Source organism: Paenibacillus sp. 2KB_22 (genome assembly GCF_052115745.1).
GTDB lineage: Bacteria > Bacillota > Bacilli > Paenibacillales > Paenibacillaceae > Paenibacillus.
Genome location: NZ_JBFRHG010000010.1, coordinates 21,098 through 36,880 on the forward strand (window position 1 = coordinate 21,098; position 15,783 = coordinate 36,880).

14 protein-coding genes are annotated in these 15,783 nt (G+C 47.2%); 12 read left to right on the top strand and 2 right to left on the bottom strand.

Annotated elements, in window-relative coordinates; translation table 11 throughout:
* The first annotated feature begins 192 nt into the window (after nucleotides 1-192).
* The gene (locus AB4111_RS29180) at nucleotides 193-765 is read left to right on the top strand and encodes a GNAT family N-acetyltransferase (RefSeq protein ID WP_278297027.1); all 573 of its coding nucleotides are present in this window, start codon (nucleotides 193-195) and stop codon (nucleotides 763-765) included.
* A gap of 123 nt (nucleotides 766-888) precedes the next feature.
* On the top strand, nucleotides 889-2,394 hold the full coding sequence (locus tag AB4111_RS29185) for an MDR family MFS transporter (protein WP_442034852.1): 1,506 nt from the start codon (nucleotides 889-891) through the stop codon (nucleotides 2,392-2,394).
* A 420-nt stretch (nucleotides 2,395-2,814) separates the two neighbouring features.
* Here the strand turns inward: AB4111_RS29185 and AB4111_RS29190 are convergent, their stop codons facing one another.
* Nucleotides 2,815-3,276 carry a MarR family winged helix-turn-helix transcriptional regulator gene (locus tag AB4111_RS29190; protein ID WP_253429818.1) on the bottom strand — a complete coding sequence of 154 codons (462 nt, stop codon included), beginning with the start codon at nucleotides 3,274-3,276 and terminating at the stop codon, nucleotides 2,815-2,817.
* Nucleotides 3,277-3,675: 399 nt separating this feature from the next.
* Between AB4111_RS29190 and AB4111_RS29195 the strand changes: the two genes are divergently transcribed.
* The 8 genes from AB4111_RS29195 (at nucleotide 3,676) to AB4111_RS29230 (ending at nucleotide 11,687) form a co-directional block, all read left to right on the top strand.
* Nucleotides 3,676-5,007, top strand: a complete 1,332-nt coding sequence (locus AB4111_RS29195; protein WP_442034755.1) for an MFS transporter — start codon at nucleotides 3,676-3,678, stop codon at nucleotides 5,005-5,007.
* Nucleotides 5,008-5,214: 207 nt separating this feature from the next.
* A complete protein-coding gene (locus AB4111_RS29200; RefSeq protein WP_442034757.1) occupies nucleotides 5,215-6,564 on the top strand; it encodes a hypothetical protein in 1,350 nt (449 codons plus the stop codon).
* A 49-nt stretch (nucleotides 6,565-6,613) separates the two neighbouring features.
* Nucleotides 6,614-8,044, top strand: a complete 1,431-nt coding sequence (locus tag AB4111_RS29205; protein WP_442034759.1) for a hypothetical protein — start codon at nucleotides 6,614-6,616, stop codon at nucleotides 8,042-8,044.
* A 148-nt stretch (nucleotides 8,045-8,192) separates the two neighbouring features.
* Nucleotides 8,193-8,456, top strand: coding sequence for an AbrB/MazE/SpoVT family DNA-binding domain-containing protein (locus AB4111_RS29210; protein ID WP_442034761.1), 264 nt, complete (start codon nucleotides 8,193-8,195; stop codon nucleotides 8,454-8,456).
* Entirely contained in the window at nucleotides 8,453-8,860 is a 408-nt protein-coding gene (locus AB4111_RS29215) for a type II toxin-antitoxin system death-on-curing family toxin (RefSeq protein WP_442034763.1), read from the top strand. Before AB4111_RS29210 ends, AB4111_RS29215 begins: the two co-directional genes overlap by 4 nt.
* A gap of 328 nt (nucleotides 8,861-9,188) precedes the next feature.
* Nucleotides 9,189-9,920 carry an ABC transporter ATP-binding protein gene (locus AB4111_RS29220; protein ID WP_442034765.1) on the top strand — a complete coding sequence of 244 codons (732 nt, stop codon included), beginning with the start codon at nucleotides 9,189-9,191 and terminating at the stop codon, nucleotides 9,918-9,920.
* Nucleotides 9,921-9,941: 21 nt separating this feature from the next.
* On the top strand, nucleotides 9,942-11,189 hold the full coding sequence (locus AB4111_RS29225) for an ABC transporter permease (RefSeq protein WP_442034767.1): 1,248 nt from the start codon (nucleotides 9,942-9,944) through the stop codon (nucleotides 11,187-11,189).
* Between the two features lie 111 nt (nucleotides 11,190-11,300).
* Complete coding sequence (locus tag AB4111_RS29230) at nucleotides 11,301-11,687, top strand: hypothetical protein (RefSeq protein WP_339239403.1); 387 nt, start codon at nucleotides 11,301-11,303, stop codon at nucleotides 11,685-11,687.
* A 165-nt stretch (nucleotides 11,688-11,852) separates the two neighbouring features.
* Here AB4111_RS29230 and AB4111_RS29235 read toward each other — a convergent pair whose 3' ends face one another.
* Nucleotides 11,853-13,121 carry an NAD(P)/FAD-dependent oxidoreductase gene (locus AB4111_RS29235; RefSeq protein ID WP_442034769.1) on the bottom strand — a complete coding sequence of 423 codons (1,269 nt, stop codon included), beginning with the start codon at nucleotides 13,119-13,121 and terminating at the stop codon, nucleotides 11,853-11,855.
* A 195-nt stretch (nucleotides 13,122-13,316) separates the two neighbouring features.
* Here AB4111_RS29235 and AB4111_RS29240 point away from each other — a divergent pair, with 195 nt between their 5' ends.
* Both AB4111_RS29240 and AB4111_RS29245 read left to right on the top strand, forming a co-directional pair.
* Nucleotides 13,317-15,011, top strand: coding sequence for a two-component system sensor histidine kinase NtrB (locus tag AB4111_RS29240; protein WP_442034771.1), 1,695 nt, complete (start codon nucleotides 13,317-13,319; stop codon nucleotides 15,009-15,011).
* A 221-nt stretch (nucleotides 15,012-15,232) separates the two neighbouring features.
* Nucleotides 15,233-15,667, top strand: a complete 435-nt coding sequence (locus tag AB4111_RS29245) for a BrxA/BrxB family bacilliredoxin (protein WP_253429849.1) — start codon at nucleotides 15,233-15,235, stop codon at nucleotides 15,665-15,667.
* Nucleotides 15,668-15,783: the final 116 nt, after the last annotated feature.

The window sequence follows — 15,783 nt, forward strand, 5'->3', positions numbered from 1 at the left end:
AGCATGATGACGTGATTCACGTGATTCATTCAAACTTGAATCGATCCATAAGGACAACAAGACCGGGAGCGACATTGGCCCGGTTTTTTGACGTATGTTCATGACTGAATAGTTGCCATTCGGCGCAGGTTATGATTAGATGACTAATGAATCTTATGGTCTGCGGAGATGGATCGGATCGGAGTGTCTTATATGTATAAATGCAAAGGAAGAATTCCCGAAATGGAGACTGCGCGGCTTCGTCTGCGTAAAATGCGTCGCCGGGATGCGGCCCAGATGTTCGCATGCTGGTCAGATCGCGAGGTGACCCGTTACATGAATCTTGCACCCATGATTGGGACAAGCGAAGCGGCGGACATGATTGGACTGCTCAACCAAATGGCAGGGGAAGAGGATGCAATCCGTTGGGGGATCGAGCTCAAAGAAACGGGCAGGCTCATCGGAAGCTGTGGATTTAACACATGGCAGCTTGAAGGCGCATTCCGGGGGGAAATTGGTTATGAGCTGGGACGTGACTATTGGCGTCACGGTTATATGACAGAGGCTTTCTCTGCATTGCTGCCCTTTGGGTATGAGACCATGGGTCTTAATCGAATTGAAGCGCTGGTTGATCCACGTAATGTGGCTTCCGGCGAGTTCCTGACGAACCGCGGCTTCACACGAGAAGGGCTGCTGCGTCAGGTGCAACATACATCCACCGGATACAAGGATATGGTGATGTATTCGATGTTGTATGATGAGTTTCTTCGCAAGAAAGGTAAATAAAAGAGAAAATATATAATTGTTTTTTTAATTTACACGTAAACGGAGAAACAGAACAAAGCTGGAGAAGCACCAATTATATAGAGAAACGAAGAGAGAAGGGTTTGTGTGAATGCAACTGGAGGTTTGAAGCGCAGTTTCATCTTGACGGGGCTGTTGCTCGCGACATTTCTGTCAGCGATTGAAGGCACCGTAATTGGTCCGGCAGGGCCTACCATTGTCAGTGAGCTGGGGAGTGTACAGCTGCTGAGCTGGATTTTCACCGCATACCTGCTGACGATGGCCGTGAGCACGCCCATTTTTGGAAAAATCAGTGACTTGTATGGACGAAAGCCTGTATTTCTAATTGGCTGTTCCTTATTTTTACTGGGTTCACTCTTGTGCTGTCTGTCGCAGAATATGGAGCAATTGATTATTTTCCGTGCTATTCAGGGGATTGGTGCGGGTGCGGTAGTTCCTGTTACATTTACGATTATTGGGGATATCTACTCCATTGAAGAACGTGGCAAAATCCAGGGCTGGATCAGCTCCGTTTGGGGGATTTCGTCTCTGGCAGGACCGCTGCTTGGCGGTTATTTTGTAGACAATCTTGGCTGGCAGTGGATCTTTGGTTTTAATGTGCCGTTTGGTCTGCTCGCGATGTGGTTTGTATTTCGTTATCTGAAGGAAGATATCTCTCCACGTACAGCCAAAATTGATTATGTCGGTGCGCTGACCTTCACGGTGGGCATTACCGCATTGTTATTTGTCCTGTCGGCGGGTGGGCAGTATTATGCCTGGAGTTCTCTGTTGATTGTAGGACTGAGTGTGGTTGCCGCTCTGTTTATTATTTTATTTTTTGTGGTGGAAAAAAGAGCTCAGGCCCCAATGGTTCCACTACATCTGTTCCGAATTCGGGACATTCGTGTGGCGAATATCGCCGGACTGTTAACCAGTACCCTGATGATCGGTCTGACCAGTTATTTGCCGCTCTGGGTGCAGGGGGTTCGGGGAGGAAATGCGACGGAATCCGGATTGCTACTCGCACCGATGTCGGTCGGTTGGCTCATTGGTAGTGTGCTCGCAGGTCGCCTGCTGATGAAAATTGGATCACGGTTGACCGCATTGATTGGAGTAACCGGCATTGCGATCGGATCGGGTGGACTCTTCCTGGTGGGAGGGACATCCCCGCAAGCTGTGCTATTTATATTGACCTTTATTTATGGTCTCGGCTTCGGATTTGCGTTTACGATCTTTACCATTATTTCGCAGTCTTCCGTAGGATATAAGGAACGTGGTTCCTCTACGGCACTGCATACGTTCATGCGTACATTGGGACAGACGATTGGTGCAGCGGCTTTTGGCACTTGGTTGAACTATCGGATCTCCACATTATCGAGTGAACAGAATCTGGCCGAAGCTGGGATTTCGGAGAGTGATCTGAACGAACTTCTCGCACCACATACGGATGCAGCGCTATCGGATGACAAGTGGGCGCTACTGCGGAGCGTGCTGGAAGGAAGCTTGCATTCTTTGTTTGTCATTATGTTTGTCATTGCACTGGTCTCATGGGTAACGACGCTTGCTCTACGCAAACGTTTAATTGTACCCGAAGATGCAGATGCTCCACCGCAACCTCAAGGCTCGAAGTAAAAAGTGGATATATACGAAAAACCGGATTCGCCGTTGTCAGGCAAATCCGGTTATTTTTGTTGGCACATGTGCAGTGAACTTGAGTGTATCTCCAAACTCAGACAAGTGATACGTTGGGGGATGTCCGGGTCTAAAGCATTTTGAAGTACAGGCTGACTGATCCTGGTGAATCGTCCAGACGAATTTCTAAGGAACTGAGGACGTCTTATTTGACCTTCTGCTGCTCTTTTTGAATTGTAAGGAACATGAGACACGTTATGTCCTGAAATCACCTGAAAAACACGTTGTAAACGGCTGTTTATTCAAAGATAGCGTGTGTCAGATTCCTTAAAATGCTGCGAGCGCTTCGAACCCCTGAATAAGACGTCACAGGTTCGTTAGCGCTCCCGCTCCGGCTTTAGACAGGTTTGAAGATAAGCTCTAGCTATTCGCTGATAAACGGTCTGCAGAATGTGCAAGCCTTCCCAAAAGTTCGGACAGTAAATCCTTGTCTTCCTCACTCAGTCCACTGACAGCACGATCGATCTTCATCGCATAACCTGGATAGATGTCATCCATGGTGCGCTGGCCTTCTTCCGTTAGTTCCACAAAAATGATCCGTCTGTCTTGCGGACAATGTTTGCGGTGCAGCAATCCTTTTTGCTCCAGCTTATCAATTACATAGGTCACATTCCCACTTTGCAGCAGAAGCTGTGCACCAACCTGTTGAATCGGCTGAGCTCCTTTCATATATAACACTTCGAGCACCCCGTATGCGGTGGGGTTGAAGCCATGCACTTTGCTTCCGGATACAGCGTGTTCATTCACGCTCTTGAATGTCTGGGCCAAGGTGCGGTACAGATGAAGTGAACGTTCGGTTCCGATTTCTTGTAATTCCAGCATGCTGATCCCGCCTTTTCAGATTAGTTTTATAAGTTGAAATGATGAAGTTACAACCTACCACTACGAGGACAGAACAACCTTCCAATCACTGTTATCCCCATCGTTATGCTGTTCATGTAAAAGATAATTTCAACTTATATGCGTTGGTTAGTTGGTTAGTTATGTTTGACGATTCAGGTTGTCGCCATGGTTTAATTGTAAACTTCTATTTTTACGAAAAACATGCGATATGTCACAAGATTTGCATTTTTAGCATTTAAAATTTGATCATTCATCATACCGAAAAATCATCCTTGAGGTGCCACTTCTTCTCCGCCTCTGGCAGGAGGTTGAGTCAAGCCCTGCTCTCTTATAATGAGTTCATATCATGAATTCGGAAGGTACTGGAGGAGAAGAAGGATGACAAGTGATTTAACGTTTGGAGGACATCGACCGCTGAAGAATAACCGATCTTTTGTAACATTGATGGTGGCACAGGCCATTTCCAATCTGGGTGATTGGCTGCATCTGCTCGCAATCCTGACCCTCGTAGGTATCCGCTGGAATGCAACGCCATGGGAGATTACATTTGTCACACTATCTGCAGCACTACCCGTTCTGTTGACAGGGCCATTCGCAGGCACGCTTGCAGATCGACTGAACCGAAAATGGCTGATGATTGTAGCTGATGGTGCACGAATCATCATCGTGGGTGCGTTGATTTTTGCTGATCAGATCTGGCATGTCTACATACTGCTTGTCCTCAAATCCCTGTTCGACGTCATTTTTTCTCCTGCGAAGAACGGAAAACTAAAAGAAATTGTACCTCATGAGCAGCTTGCGCAAGCTGTATCCATTAGCTCGATCATTGAACAGATGTCCAAAATCATCGGTCCAGCGCTTGGTGGGCTGCTGGTAGCTGCTTTTGGCATCACCTGGTGTTTTGTTCTCGATTCAGCGTCTTTTCTGATTTCCGGCATCATTTTATTGTGGATTCCGGGAACTCGGGTGATCCAATCTGCAATTCATAACGTAACAGAAGTAGAGGGAGAGACAGCTGGGGGTGTTCGCAACCGCCCTAAAGACTCTTTTTGGAAGGAAACACAGGAGGGCATCCGCATGCTCGCATCTCTCCCTCATGTAGGAACGTCTCTGATCTTGCTTGCTTCAGCTATACTTTTTCTGCAATTTGCCGATTCACAGACCGTGGTGTTATTCAGACAACTTCCCGGAATTTCAAGTGATCTGCTGGGATGGTGTGTGGCGGCCAGTGGTGTAGGTACATTAATTGCAGCGATGAGTGTGCGGAAGTGGAAGCATGCAGGGCATGTTTTGAAAATGGGTCTGGGTACCGTTCTCATGGGTCTGGTTATCGGCGGAGCCGGTGTTATTGTTGGGATTTGGCCGCATGCCGGGCTAGGTGCCAATCTGCTGCTAGCATCCCTCTTTGCCTTGGCAGGTGTTGGAATTGGGTTTGCGATTGTACCCTTTCAAATCCTGTTGCAGGAACAGACACCTGAGCCAATGACAGGCAGGGTATTTGGAACGGTAGGCAGCATTATGACAGCCAGTAATATTATGGGCCCGGTGGTAGGTGGATTCATGGTCACCTCATTCGGTGTAGTGCCAGCTTTTGTCTGTTCAGGCATTTTGCTGACCCTGCTTGGTTTGATTTATTTGATGAAACGCAACAGGGAAAAAGCCGAACTGAATGGCTCCATTGCGGGTAAAACCATGATTGCAGGGGACTAGAAACATGTCGGACCTGTTTAGGTTAGAACCGTTGAAATGAAGGTATAAATTTAACTCAAATTTTAAGTTTTTGATCAAAAAGCGTTTGAGTAAACGCCTTCACGTGTAATGAGGAACAGGCAGAAATCCCTGTATTCTAATTATTCCTAGGGGAAAACTCATATGCCTTGTCCCACCAACGCAGTAGCGGAAAGGGGGTGAAGCAACTTGAATGTAAAGTTACCAAAATCCATAGTACGTCTTGGAAGCATACCACTGGCAATACTTGCCGGGACTTTGATGTTGGGGTTTGGATCGTCACATGTATACGCGGGTGATGCTCAGATATCTTCTGAAAAGCCGTCCAGCGGATTGTCGCTAAACTTGTTCTCACGCGATTCGGATGGCGGGTTTAACCTGACTCCGTCGGTATCGGTATCCACACCATTACTGGATGTTGAAGTTCCGTCGATCAAAGCGAATGAATCCACAGGTAAGCTAAGTGTCTCTGAGCTGAAAGTAGATACACCGCTTGGATCGGCTGGAACATCAGAGATAGGTATTGATGCGAAGAAGGGAACCGTTGAACTGCCGTCTGTACAGGCGGATACGCCGGTGATCAAAGCCGATGTATCAAGCAGTCAGGTGAACCTGAACGAAGGTAGAGCTTCCTTGCCCGGGGTTACCGCAGAGGTACCCGAGGTAATCAAGGCAGAGACGTCTGCTGTGAAAACTAACCTTCGGCAGGGCAAGGTTGAATTACCTTCCGTGAAGGTGGATGTACCCGAGGTTACTTCGGTCAATATCTCTTCATCCCGAGTGGATCTGAGTAAGGGAAATGTCCAGCTACCTTCTGTGAAAGCAGAAGTTCCTGTTGTAGACGTATCCGCTGAACTCAATCCTGATCAGGAGAAGGTGGAGATTCCAAGTGTGAAGCCGGAACGGCCTGTAGTCACTCCGGAACAACAGCCGGTCGTCAAAACACCGAATGTTAAAACTTCCAATACGAGTGCACTCGCAGATCCTGTTTCATCACAGAACAACGTGGAAGGGCAGGACGCAGTTCAGGTTACGGGCAACGTGATTGAGGTCACCCCGGAACCAGGAGTACGTCCAGAACAACCTGTTGTCCCACAGGCACTGCCTGTTGACGGAACCGATCTGACGCAGGATTCCGATGTCAATGCAGATTTGCCTGATAACGAGTTATTCCTCGTGGATCAGAACTCTGCTAAAACATCTGTCACCGAACAAGTGCGGAGTAACCGGGAAGCCAATCTGAAACAAGATGATGATAATGCAGCATCTCCATTGCAGCCTCGCACAGAACGACCAACAAGTTGGTCTGTTGCGGCAACATCTCCCGGAGCAGCGAATGCTTCCGCAGGGACAAGCTCCGGTTCGTCCGGTGTAACTGGAGGTGGAGCAACCGCTCCAGCCGCTGCACTTCCGGGAGCAACAGTGGGTCTGGCTACGCCAGATTACGGTTATGCTTTTCAAATGGAACGACTCGATGGGTTCAGTCAATGGTCACAGGCACCACCGGGACGGCCGCCGCAATATACCTCTTTCTCATAGACAACATTGGCGTTAATTCAACCAAAATTGAGAAGGAGTGTATATAATCATGAAAAAAGTGAATCGTTGGGTAAAATTGTCGGTATTGTCGGGTACGTTGGTGGCTGGATTGCTGGGAGCTTCGCAGGCAACCTACGCGGATAGCTATAGCAATAACAGCAGTGGCAATCTGGATCTGAATGCAGGTTTGCGTCTGGAGTTGGGATCTCTTCTGTCAGGACACCGTGACACAGGTTACGGTAACAATGGAAGTTACGGAGGTTCCTCCAGTGCAAGCGGAGCATTGAATTTGGATCTTGGACTCAATGCCGGCTTATCCTCAGAGAGCACGAACCGATACAATGATCGTTCTTCTGACCACACTGCTCAGCGTAGCAGTTCTGGCAAGCTGGGCCTTGGCTTGAATGCCAATGTGTCGGGAGAAGGTACAACGATGAGCGATTATTCACGAGGCGGCGATGATCGGAACGTAAACAGCAGCTATACGAGCGAAAGCCGTGGTGCGCTGGATCTGGGTCTGAACGTGAATGCGGAAGGTGAGAGTGCAACAATGACTCAAACTGAACGCAACAATAGCGTGAACGACCGTGAGCATAACGTGAGCAGCAGCTACGCGAATGAAAGTCGTGGAAGCTTGGATCTGGGTCTGAACGCAAAAGCGGAAGGTGAGAGTGCAACAATGGCTCAAACTGAACGCAACAATAGCGTGAACGACCGTGAGCATAACGTGAGCAGAAGCTACGCGAATGAAAGTCGTGGAAGCTTGGATCTGGGTCTGAACGCAAAAGCGGAAGGTGAGAGTGCAACAATGGCTCAAACTGAACGCAAGAACAGCGTGAATGATCGTGAGCGTAACGTGAACAGTAACTTCGCGAGCGAAAGCCGTGGAGCACTGGATCTGGGTCTGAACGCAAAAGTAGAAGGTGAGAGTGCAACGATGGCTCAATCCGAACGCAGTAACAGCGTGAAAGACAGCGAGCGTAACGTGAACAGCAGCTATGCGAGCGAAAGCCGTGGAGCACTGGATCTGGGTCTGAACGCAAAAGCGGAAGGTGAGAGTGCAACAATGGCTCAAACTGAACGCAATAACAGCGTGAAAGACAGCGAGCGTAACGTGAGCAGTAACTTCGCGAGCGAAAGCCGTGGAGCACTGGATATGGGTCTGAACGCAAAAGCAGAAGGTGAGAGTGCAACGATGGCTCAATCCGAACGCAGTAACAGTGTGAAAGACAGCGAGCGTAACGTGAACAGCAACTATGCGAGCGAAAGCCGTAGAGCACTGGATCTGGGTCTGAACGCAAAAGCAGAAGGTGAGAGTGCAACGATGGCTCAATCTGAACGCAATAACAGCGTGAACGACCGTGAGCGTAACGCAAGCAGTAACTTCACGAACGAAAGTCGTGGAAGCTTGGATCTGGGTCTGAACGTGGATGCGGATGCAGAGAGTGAAACTACATCTGTGGTGGAGACAAATCGGTAAAGTGAGATTTTCACTGTAATATGAAGAAGCAGGGGCTCCGGAACCCCTGCTTCTTTTTTGTTCCGAAATTCAAAATAATATACAAATAGACTGCATTTTTAGTATAATTGTTATAACAGTTGAATAGTATAACTAGGGGGAGCCATGAATGAATAGGGTGAGTGAGATGGAACGAAAAGTCACGAAATTCGGCAATAGTCTTGGATTGACAATGACAGATGCTTTTAAACAAATTGGTCTTGAGCAAGGCGATATGGTTCAAATCGAGGTAAATCAGTCTAACGGGGAGATTATTATTAAGAAGTCTACAAAAGTTAATTTGCCTAAAGGAATTAGTAGTGATTTTATGGATACATTGGCTGATGTGATGGGTGAATATGATCAAACCTTGAAAGGTCTCAAAGATAGATGAGCATGACCCGGTATTTAAGTATTCAAGAGGTTATCGCGATCAACGTCGCTATGATTAAGCGTTACAGTCCTGGAGAGCAGATTGGAGTAAAAGATTCTGGTCTGCTTGAATCTGCTGTTGTAAGAGCACAATCATCAGCTTTTGGTAACGAAGCATACCCATCTATATATGAAAAATCTGCTGCAATTTTTCAATCTTTGGGCCAAAATCATCCTTTTCATAATGCTAATAAAAGAACTGCTTTTACCGCATTGGTAATATTTCTGCGTTATAATAATGTGTATCTGAAAATGGAACAAACTTTTGCTGAGGAATTTACTGTTGATATGGTGAACCACAAGTACACATTTGAAGAACTAGTCTCGATTATTCGTACATACTGTGTTACTGAAAATGAAATATAATAGTAAGCAATAAGTCATGCATTAATATGATTTATTGCTTTATTTTTTGTGAAAGTAACAACGCTAAAAATAATCATACACGCAGGCCTATACATTTACACGAGAACGTAGAGGGCAGCAAGAACCAGAAGAAGCGGAGCTAAAAGCTTTCTGCAAGAAAGCTACTTCGGAAGCATATGCTTCGCCTTTATCCCCCGATTTCCACCTTTGTGATAATTGATTCAAAAAAATTGGGGGATAACAGCGATCGGAAGGTTGTTCTGTCATCGGAGTGGCAAGTGTGAATAGTCTTTAGTTCAAGCCCCGAATCAGAACAGGAGTGTTCGATATGAAGATCGAGAATGAAGGTACAGCCATACAGGAGTCCATATTGGACGTACATATTACAAAGGCAGGATATGAGCCAGGACAATCGACCATACGCAATATTCGAATGAATGTGGCGCGAGGAGAACTCGTAGGTATTATCGGACCGAATGGTGCGGGCAAAAGTACCACGATCAAAACACTGCTTGGTCTGCTGGAACATGCGAACTATGAAGTGACGATTGGCGGAGATGGTCGCTATGCCTATATCCCGGAGCAACCGGTTTTTTACGAATATATGACCCTATGGGAACATCTTGATCTGGCCGCAGCGGCGTATGAAATGGAGGAAGAGGTCTTTGTCGCCAGAGCGGAGGAGCTGTTGGTTCGCTTCGGCATGGACCACGTTCGGAATGATCTTCCAGCCAGTTTTTCGAAGGGGATGCGGCAGAAAATGATGCTGATGATCGGGTTTCTGTCTTCGCCGGATATCTATATCGTGGACGAGCCGTTCATCGGGCTGGACCCCCGTGCAACCAAGGATTTTCTGAAATTACTTGATGATGAACGCCGCCGCGGTGCGGGTGTGCTCATGTCTACGCATGTACTGGATACCGCTGAACGAATCTGCGACCGATTTATTCTGATTGCTTCGGGCAGATCTGCTGCTGAGGGCACACTGGATGAGATCCGTGAAGCGGCAGGATTGCCGGGAGCCTCTTTGTTTGACTGTTTTGATATACTGACGTCTTAGATAGAGAGAGGGTGAGAGAGGATGGAAACTTCCCGGCGTTATACACCGCTTCGTTTATACAGGCGAAGACGCAAAGAGCATTTCAGGGAGCAGATGAAAAATCTCAGACTGGTCGTGGATTGGACGGTATGGGTATACCTGCTTGTTCCGGGTCTGCTCTATCTGATTGGATGGTACACGAGTCTGTGGACCAAAACGCTGCCTGCTTGGGCGACAGGATTACCGCTTCCCGTACTGACCGGGTTGATTTACGTGGTTATGCTTACCGGGGGTGTGCTGATATTTGTGGAGGAAGCGGATGTATTGTTTCTGAAATCAAGGCCGTTGTGGATGCGCACCTTAATGAGGCAGGGGCTCTACCGGTCCTGTCTGCAACATCTGGGCAAAATGATCTTGGTTACAGCACTGACTGCCCCTCTGTGGTCCCGTGTCTATGAGATGTCTAATCTCCAGATTGCACTTATGGCTGTCTGGTTCGGTGCAGTAGCTTCATTCCAAGCTATAACACTACATATAACGAAGGTTCGACATACGGGATGGCGACGCTGGATTCAGATGATCCCTCTCGTGATTGGCATAGGTTATGTGACCATCCGTGCGACATCATGGATGCATGGACAGACGTGGAAAATTATCTTTGGCATCGTGTTTATCATGCTTCTTCTGATTACCGTTGGACAGATGCGGCTGTTAATGAAGGGAACGTTTGAAGGGGATGTCCGAGAGGATCTGCGGAGCAGGTTGCAGCTTACAGCTCTAATGTTAAGCCGGGCGGTGAGCAAGCCAAAAGCCCCGCGAACACGGTCCATGATCTTCCGCAAACCACGTAAACTGTTACGCAATCGTTCCATCGCGAATCGGACAGCAGAGATTGCATTAAAGGCATTTTTTCGGAATTCGGCCACGATGAAATTATATTTGCAGCTTGGAGGACTATCCATCGCAGCAGTTGCATTACCCCCTTTTCCGGTCAATGTCATCGTGTGTGCGTTATTAATCATCATGTTGACGGTGATGTTTTATCGTTCCTGGGATGTTTTTGCAACGTCGGACTATGTTCAGCTTATAACGTATGACTCGGAGGCGCTGCATCGTGCAGGTTCTATGATGGTTCGGATGTTGTTCGTCCCGATTGGTATTCTTATGGGATTCACGCTGGGATTGGCCTGGCTCGGTTGGATCGTAGGTATTCTGACAGCTGCAGGTGCGGTGGCCTTTGGACTCTGTGTGTTATCTATTGCCGGATGGGTTCGGCTGACCCGAGCTTAAAAGAATTCCTTCCAGGTTAGAGCATATCACGCGCTATAACTGACCATGCTATAGAAGAAGAATCTCATCTATCGATGATGAGAGATTTGCTATAGCAAGGAGGAAGAGCTGATGATGATGGATAATAGCGAACTACAGGTGCATTTCTCAGATGGTTCAGCGTTGAATGCCGCCAAGGCAACCTTGGAGGAATTGGGATATAAGCCATATCAGTCTGGCCCGCTGGAATTGTATATCCCCACAGATCGCCAAGATCCTCAGTCTGCTGTAGAGATTGTACAATCTCATGGGGGAAGTGCCGTATTTGCCTCGCAGACGGAAGAACTGGATCAGTTTCAGAACATATCGATTCCGGCTCATCTCGTGAATGAGGACTGGAATGAGGGGTATGCGAGCGGAAATCAGGGAAGCCAGACGGAGCAAGGCAGACATAACTATAGCGAGGACCCAACTTACGATGATTCGGCTGATGGATTCTCAGGCAGTGTCAAGGCATAGAAGGGATAAAATCAAAGGCTAAGAGTGGTTCGTTCCGTCTTTCTAAAATGGCATAATGCCCAAAAACCCCGATACTCCACAGACAGTGGATATCGGGGTTTTTGATATCTGAAGCAATTTATCATGCGCTTAAAGTGTGTAATACCTATTATTGAACAACCTCTACTATAATGTAGCGTGTTTATACTCTGCCGCATGCATGCCAGCCGTATATCCCGTGGAGAATGCAGCGGTGATATTATATCCGCCGGTGTAGCCGTGAATATCCAACACTTCACCGCAAAAGAATAGTCCAGGCAGCAGCTTGGATTCCATTGTTTTTGGGTATATTTCCTTTAAGTGAATTCCTCCCCCAGTGACGAAGGCTTCTTTGAGCGATCTCGTTCCGTCTGCACGGAAGGTAAAAGCTTTCATTAACCCACACAAGTTGCTTAACATCCCTTTGGGGAAATGGTGGAACGTGAGGTCATCGCTGATCTCTGCCCGTTTCATCATTAATGGAATCATGCGCTCTGGAACCCATGTTTTCAGTATGTTTTTGACAGCCTTGCGGGACTCTTGTTCCAATACCTGTTGAACCTGTGTTTCTAGTGCACCTGCGGACAGCTCTGGGAACAGATCAATGCTCATGATGACCTGTGGGTTTCCAGACTTCATCTGAACTTTGCGAATAAATTGGCTACAACGCAGTGCAACCGGTCCAGACACTCCAAAATGCGTGAAGATCATATCCCCGCGATGGGAGATGACGGTTTTTCCTTTGGCGTCCAATACAGATAAACCGATATCTCTCAATGACAAACCTTGCAGTTCTTTGGATTGAATCCAACTCTCCCCAGACACAATAGGCACTTCGGTTGGATATAACTCCGTAATCGTGTGACCCGCAGCCTCAGCCCAGGGGTAACCATCTCCGGTTGATCCGGTTTGGGGTACGGATTTGCCACCAGTAGCGATAATGACGGAGCGTCCAAGAATGGTTTTACCTGAAATCAATTTAACACCCTGCACTTGCTGACCGTTCTGAATGAGTTCCTTAACCGGTTCTTTGGTACGAATCTCAACGCCGAGGGAGACAATTTTGCCTACCAGCGCATCCACAACTGTTTTTGCTTTATCGGTTACAGGAAACATTCTGCCGTTGTCTTCTTCTTTCAGGGCGATTCCGAGATTCTCGAAGAAACGCATGATTCCCTGGTTGTCCAGATTCTGAAACGAACTATATAAAAAGCGTCCATTACCCGGAATATGTCGGATGAGTTCATCCGTTTCCTTGGCATTGGTTACATTGCATCGACCTCCGCCAGAGATGCCGAGTTTACGACCCAGTTGATCTCCTTTATCCAGCAGAAGCACGGACGCTCCATGCTCGGCAGCTGCAACGCAAGCCATCAGGCCCGCGGATCCACCACCAATTACAATGACATCATACATATGTTATTACCCTCTTTTTTCATTGATTTTGTCTGTTTTACGTAAACTGTGTCTACTCCTGGCTTTTTCTGAAATATAATGGAGTTATGGGTAGTTCTATTGTGGAGTCCTAAGGGATATATTGTAATATACTGTCGCCTATGTTTTAATCAGAAATACATGAGGGAATGTGCAGGCAGAGGAGGAGATGGCATTGTGGTTGCGTTAAAGGACATGCTTTTACAAGTACTGCTGGCAGGGTCGGCGGTATTTCTGATTCCCTTATTCCGTCTGGTACTCTCCAAGCGGGCTATTGCCAGAATGGATCATGCCGGAACCGTTCATACCAGTTTTGCTGTGACAAGTGCCCTGAGCATGCTATTGTGTCTGCTATTTTCACTCTATGCAAGCCCGGTAGCCGTACCCATATCATTAAGTATTGTACCTGTGATACTTGTTATTCTGTATTGTAAATCCGCTATAGGCGTAACGCTGTCCATTCTACATATTCTCTTCTATTTTCTGTTTGCGCATCCCTATGATCTGTACGGATTTCTCCTTCATACGGGCATTCTTCTCTATCCTATTGTATGGTTGTCTGCCAAACGATTCAAGCATAATACACCTTCGCGCAAAATGACGATCCTCTTTATCCTAATTACAATGGAACTGGTTGTAACGAGTCTGTTGTGGATCGCATCCCTCCAGAATGAATCCACGTACTCTGCGACCTACCTGATACTTACAGCACTTGGATATACCGCTGGAGCCATTGTTGCGGGCAGTCTGAGTCTGCTATGGCTGGAACGGATGAAGCACTATCGCGGGCTGGAGCAGCATCTCTCGGAAGTCCACCACCGATACATAACCGAAACGGAGAAACTTCATCAGATTCTGAACGCAGTGCCGCTCTCCATTGCCACCGTAGATAAACAAGGCACAGTGATGTTTGTTAATGAGATGATGGAGCAAACCGCAAGAGAGCAGCTTCCTTGTACGTCCACCCCTGATCTCATTGGACAGCCTGCCAGTCAATTTGTTGAACAAGGTCAGGCGGACAAGATGGATAAAAGCATTCGCAGAGCCGTCGTTCATGGTGAGATTAGTGGATTAACCGTTCGTTACGGTGCGCACGTCTTTCAATCCCGAACCGTTCCGATCTATGCCTTTACAACAGAGACTGCGAGAGAAGTTACAGGAGCCATGCTGATCATTCAGGATATCACGGAGCTTGAGATGTTGCGAAGTGAACTGGATAATGTGGATCGTCTCAGTCTGGTGGGGCAGATGGCTGCAAGCATTACGCATGAGGTGCGTAATCCCATGGCGGTTGTGCGGGGCTTTCTTCAACTCATGCAGGAAAAAAGTCCGGATTCCCTGGATCACTATTACCGGATCGTTCTGGAAGAGCTGGACCGGGCCAACAGTATCATTAATGATTTCTTGTCTCTGGCTCAGAATCGTATTGCCGAGAAAGAGGAATCCCAGCTGCACGATATCATACATGAACTCAGTCCATTGTTATGGGCGGATGCGAACCTGCGTGGTCAGAGTATTGAACTCATGTTGGCCCATAATGTGCCGAAGTTGCATCTCAATTCAAAGGAAATCAAACAGGTAGTGTTGAACCTGGCCCGTAACGGGATGGAAGCCATGAATGAGAAGGGCGTGCTTACGCTGGAGACGCGGATCGTGGATGATAAGGTGGAACTGTGTGTACGTGACACAGGACCTGGTATACCCCGGGTGAAGAAGGAGAAGCTGTTTGAACCTTTTTACACGACAAAAGCCAAGGGAACCGGACTTGGATTGTCGATGTGCCTGAGTATTGTGGAACGACATAATGGAACCATTACTGTGGAATCGGAGGAAGGCCAGGGTACCACCTTCAAAGTGGCATTTGAACGTTAGTCATTCAGCATATTTTGCCAGACATTGAGACATAATATTATTGAAGAAGCCTTTCCGCAGGCGGTTTCTGAATCTTGCTTTCATTGCTTATGGATGTATAATAGGAATAGCACATCATTACATCCATAATGTTCGATATGAATGTAACGTTGTTTTCGAAAGTTATTCGTCTTTAATTCGATCGAGATCATAGAACAACCATTTATAAGGAGTGAAACCGAATGTCAATGTCATTTGATCAATACATGAAAGATATGGTTCAACCCATGCGGGATGAGTTAACTCGTCTAGGAATCCAGGAGTTGCGTACTCCTGAAGAAGTGGAAGCAAGTATTCCAGATGCAAAAGGAACAGCATTGATTGTCATTAACTCTGTCTGCGGATGTGCCGCAGGTCAATGTCGCCCAGGTGTGTCCCAAGCACTTCAGCACGATATTACACCAGATCACCTGTACACTGTATTTGCTGGTCAGGACAAGGAAGCAACTGCAAAAGCACGTGAATTCTTTGCACCGTATCCTCCATCTTCACCGTCCATTGCCCTGATGAAAGACGGAGAACTCGTTCACTTTATCGAGCGTCATCAAGTGGAAGACCGTTCTGCAGAGGAAATTGCGGCTGATCTGACAAGTGCATTTGAACGTTATTGCCGTTAATTCGCTCCATAGAACGCCCCGCCCTTCGGATCACCGATGCCGGGGCGTTTCATTTTGGATAGATAAGGTTATTGAACCATTCGGACCTTTCAAGATGGACATCAAATTTCATTAAT